The organism is Pseudanabaena sp. 'Roaring Creek' (genome assembly GCF_001402795.1).
Lineage (GTDB): Bacteria > Cyanobacteriota > Cyanobacteriia > Pseudanabaenales > Pseudanabaenaceae > Pseudanabaena.
The window spans coordinates 1-3896 of sequence record NZ_LIRE01000376.1; the positions used below are offsets into that span (position 1 = coordinate 1).

At 42.2% G+C, this 3896-nt stretch carries 4 protein-coding genes; 1 reads left to right on the forward strand and 3 read right to left on the reverse strand.

Translation table 11 applies throughout. From position 1 onward, the window contains the following. The 3 genes from AC805_RS12775 to AC805_RS12785 all read right to left on the reverse strand — a co-directional run. Nucleotides 1-693 (reverse strand): GUN4 domain-containing protein (locus tag AC805_RS12775; protein WP_055075792.1); only part of this gene is annotated, 693 nt, incomplete at its 3' end. 381 nt (nt 694-1074) lie between these two features. Further along, nucleotides 1075-1653 carry a hypothetical protein gene (locus AC805_RS25205; RefSeq protein WP_055075793.1) on the reverse strand — a complete coding sequence of 193 codons (579 nt, stop codon included), beginning with the start codon at nt 1651-1653 and terminating at the stop codon, nt 1075-1077. Between the two features lie 716 nt (nt 1654-2369). Then, nucleotides 2370-2921, reverse strand: a complete 552-nt coding sequence (locus AC805_RS12785; RefSeq protein ID WP_055075794.1) for an Npun_F5560 family protein — start codon at nt 2919-2921, stop codon at nt 2370-2372. A gap of 126 nt (nt 2922-3047) precedes the next feature. On the opposite strand from AC805_RS12785, the gene AC805_RS12790 reads away from it, so the two are divergent. Beyond that, nucleotides 3048-3689 carry a GAF domain-containing protein gene (locus AC805_RS12790; RefSeq protein ID WP_055075795.1) on the forward strand — a complete coding sequence of 214 codons (642 nt, stop codon included), beginning with the start codon at nt 3048-3050 and terminating at the stop codon, nt 3687-3689. Nucleotides 3690-3896 lie beyond the last annotated feature (207 nt).

Here is a 3896-nt window from a genome sequence, read left to right on the forward strand (position 1 = left end):
TGGATGCGAAAAAATTGCTTGCATAGTTTTATTGCCCCGTAATTGATTAGAAAGCGGTAAATGTCCCCTCGGTGCATCCAAACTCCAAATAAATTCCTTTGGATAGCGGGTAAAGGAGCCATCTTTTTTCCAACCAATTTTTAGCCAAAACTTTTCCCATCCTTTACCAAGACTCAGCCAAATTTTGCGCTGTACGGAAAATCCAAACTTACCTTCAGAATAAACTAGCCATAGTTGATTGATCGTTTGCAGATCGCTAATCGGAATTGACTTTGCTTCCGTAAAATACAGCCAACCTCTTGCCAAGGCATCTGCTCCAGCTGCCTCACATAATTTTTTACTAGTAATGCGATCGGCTTCTTCAAATTCTTGTTTTGCCAACAAAATTTGAATTGGTTGATAGTCGATCGCTTTTTCTGACTTTAACGTAACGGCTCCATTGGCATAATGGCTTTGAACTAACTCGGTTGCCTTTGGCAAACTGCTCTGCAATAAAACTTGATGGATTTTGCCATCGATCCATGACACTTCAGTATTGGCAGCTTTACGTGCTTGAATAAATTCATCTAATATTTGTAAGCCTTCTTCGCCGAAGTCGGCTTCGAGATTTGCTAATTCAGCGATCGCAGGTAATTGATTTGCCTCTTTACCTGAAAACAACTTATCTTTTAACGCGGTCAGTTTTGTATCCATCAGAATCTTAAAAATCGCAAAAATCGCACCACTTTGAATTTACACCCTTAATACCAATTCACGAAAGTATGACAACACTTTTGTGAAGTAAAAGCTAAACCTAGTCAGGGTTTTCAAGTTAAGCAATGGTGTAGCCATTGTTTAACTTGGTATAACTATAGCCATTGCCAGAGCTATTACCAGTAAAGGTTAGGAGAAAGTAAAGGCGACGCTCTGCGCCGCCTTCACTTTTGCATTTTTTGCATTTATATAAGTAAGTGAGCTTAATTAAATATGAAGCCCTAAAATCTGCGGCGCTGGTGCAGCATAAACCACAGGTCTTAACGCTGAATTTTAATTATGCTGAGATACTTAAAAAAAGCTATTTACGCTTTCCCAGAATTAATCGATGTAACCCATCAGTCCTGCACTGTCGATCGCGTTAGAAGCCACAGGTCTCGTACCTCCCATTTGGGAATAAGTCTCGTCTACAACTAAACCTGAAGAACCGACAGGACGCTCACCCGCCATATAGAACTTGTCGACAATTACAAATCCATCTTCAACGACAGGACGTTCGCCCGAAGAGAAAAACGTACCCGTCACATGGACACCGCTATTGGTAATTGGACGTTGACCGCCCATCGTCGTGTAGGTGCTGCTAATTGCTAACTTGCTCGCCTCGATCGGACGTTCGCCCGAACTATTGAAATACTCAACGGCACGAAAGCCTCCATCAACAATGGGGCGATCGCCATAATGCTTAAGGGTTTCAGTCACAATTAATGAACCTTTTTGTTCGATTGATGCTGCGACGGGTTGAGATTCTTCTTTCACCGCCAAAGCTGAGATATCTACTGTACCTGTTTTTACAGTTGTTTCAGTTTCAGCCTTAGCTTTAGTGGGACGGGAGGATTTTTCTTCGGGCTTTACGATTTCTGGCTTAGAGCCTTCAGCCTTGGTGTCGTTACTGGTACTCATGCTTTACTTTCCTCGAAAATTTTATATTTAAGATGTGCTTAAAATGCGCTCAAAAACTTTTAATTACTTTTAACTAGTGATGACGATTACTGATGCAATCATCGCGATCGCTAAAAAAACTTCTAAAGCTATAGCCTTGCCAGTTAATTCTACCGAAAAAGTTAATACTCTAAATATTTTGATAAGTGTCTGCACCTAATTTGAGAATATAACAAAAACAACCAATTCAGACCAATAGCGTCCTAGGTCTGTGGTTAAGCATTGCTATCTATGATTTATTACATCTCACAATAGAGTTTATAAAATATTCTAATACCCCTTAAAAAAACGTCACTGGTTCCTTGCAAAGTATGGCGAAGCCCATAATGCATAATTTCAGGTATAGCTAGCTATACTTTTGGGCTTTTAAAATTTGCCAACGTAACCCGAACTGACGTGATCTAGCTTCGGCTTCGCTCAGCTAACGTTAGCTGAGCGGAGTCGAAGCTAACGTTAGCTGAACGGAGTCGAAGCCAACGCTAGCTGAGCGGAGTCGAAGCCAACGCTAGCTGAGCGGAGTCGAAGCCAACGCTAGCTGAGCGGAGTCGAAGCCAACGTTAGCTGAACGGAGTCGAAGCCAACGTTAGCTGAGCGGAGTCGAAGCCAACGTTAGCTGAGCGGAGTCGAAGCCAACGTTAGCTGAGCGTTAAATGCTGATCTTGCCCATAGCACAGTTTTTAACCTACAGCAGGGATGACTCGAGGAAGCTCGAGGCGTTGCTGGGCGGCAGGGCGACGAGTCCGACCAGACAAACGGAAGCTGAGGCTTTGCAATTCGATATGTAGTTGGCGATTTTCCTTTTGGAGTGCTTCGATCTTTTGCTTAATAGGAACGATCCGTTCGGCAAATTTAGCACGGTAAATATTGGGCAATTCTTGCACGACTTGCTCCAACATCCGATTGCGATCGCTCATATCTTGGATTGTCTGGCGTAATTCCACGGCTTCGCGATCGCGTTCTTGGATTTGGGCTTGGGTTGCCATCAGTTGATTTTCGACCATCGCAAGTTTTTCTGCCAAAAATCGCATCTCCTCGGAATGCTGCTCGTGAACCTCCGCATTGGGCAAAAAAGCGGTATTGCCTTTCACCAAACGAAAAAGTTCTTCAGAAAGCTGCTGCACTAGCAGATCCTTCTGCTCCAAATCGACCTTAAGTAAATTGATTTCCTGCTGAAGATTATTAGTCATGTTTTCGGATGAGTTCGCGAGGGCATTTACTGTGGCATTCATAAGTGCAATTCATGAGGGAATTTAGGCTAAGATTTATAGCACACAAGTACTCGATTAGCAATTTACTGGGATGTATTTCAGCAATCTCTCCCAAAACTGTTTTTTTGCAGCAATCCGTAACCGCGCATGAACCCCAAAATAATCGACACTCAAGAGAATTCAATCCACAGCCTTTTGAATATCATTCCTTTACAAAATAGTCTAGAAGAGCATCTATTGCTAAAAGCTGCTCAGTTTGCGATCCAGTTACAGACGACTTTACTCAAAAATTCTATTTCCTATGCCCAATCCGTAAGTGGCAGTTTAATTCTTAAAACGACATTAAAAAATACCTTAGAAACTCTCACCCAATATACTGAAGCTGATGAAGGAAGTATTTTTCTAATCGATGAAGATGGGTTAATTATGGAGAGTATCTTAGCAAGGGGACCTGTCACGCGAGATCTTAAAGACACCGTAATTTCTAAAGTGATTGATGATGGACTAGCGGGCTGGGCATTACGTCACCGTCAGATTGGCATTATCCATGACGCAATGACTGACGATCGCTGGATCCAGTTACCCAATCAACCCTATAAGGCAAGATCGGCGATCGCTTTACCATTAATATATGGTATCAATGCGATCGGGATGATTACGCTAACCCATTCTCAGGCAAATCATTTTGATGAGACGATCGCCATGATGATGCAGTACAGCATGGAGAGCATTACAGCGATTATCGTTAATGCCCAACTCCATGCAGAATATCGTCCCTTAGATTTTTAATAATTAATATCAGTTCGGGTTAAGCTGGCAATTTTCCAAGTCCAAAAGTAAAAGCCTTGCTAAGCAAGGCTTTTACTTTTGGACTTGGAAAAAGGGTTTGCTACGCAAACCCTTTTTCCAAGCTCGTTTCAAATTATCCCGAACTCACGTTATACCAAATCACAAAATGGCGTAGCTATTTCTTAGCTTGTTATATAGCTACAGTCA

Coding starts and splice junctions, on each gene's coding strand:
- AC805_RS12785 (WP_055075794.1), bottom strand. CDS start 2,921: ATGAATGCCACAGTAAATGCCCTCGCGAACTCATCCGAAAACATGACT.
- AC805_RS25205 (WP_055075793.1), bottom strand. CDS start 1,653: ATGAGTACCAGTAACGACACCAAGGCTGAAGGCTCTAAGCCAGAAATC.
- AC805_RS12790 (WP_055075795.1), top strand. CDS start 3,048: ATGAACCCCAAAATAATCGACACTCAAGAGAATTCAATCCACAGCCTT.